Source organism: Pseudomonas sp. YuFO8, from assembly GCF_035065025.1.
Classification (GTDB): domain Bacteria; phylum Pseudomonadota; class Gammaproteobacteria; order Pseudomonadales; family Pseudomonadaceae; genus Aquipseudomonas; species Aquipseudomonas putida_AE.
On sequence record NZ_JAXDEQ010000179.1, the window covers coordinates 1 to 406 of the forward strand.

The following is a 406-nucleotide window of genomic DNA, read 5'->3' on the forward strand; positions in this document are numbered from 1 at the left end:
CCAGTGTCTTGCCCATGCGCCCGGCAGCGCCCATTACGGCTATACGTCGCATACTCAATTCCTTACAGGTCGCCGAAGAAGCGCTTCACGCCATCGAAAAAGCCCGCAGTCTTCGGCGAGTGGGAGTCATCACCTTCCATCGAGCTACGGAACTCTTCAAGCAATTCACGCTGACGACGGTTCAGGTTGACCGGTGTTTCTACCGCCACACGGCACATCAGGTCGCCAGCACCGCCGCCGCGCACCGGCGCAACGCCTTTGCCACGAATACGGAACTGCTTGCCGGTCTGGGTACCCTCAGGGATCTTGAGCTTGACTCGACCATCCAGAGTCGGAATTTCCAGCTCGCCGCCCAAGGCAGCATCGACAAAACTGATAGGCACTTCACAGAACAGGTGCTTGCCGT

Annotated in this window: 1 protein-coding gene; it reads right to left on the reverse strand. The window is 58.6% G+C overall.

The window, feature by feature from the left end; all coding sequences use genetic code 11:
* Nucleotides 1-62: 62 nt before the first annotated feature.
* On the reverse strand, nt 63-406 hold a 344-nt coding region (locus SOP95_RS31895; protein WP_323609575.1), incomplete at its 5' end, for a DnaJ C-terminal domain-containing protein.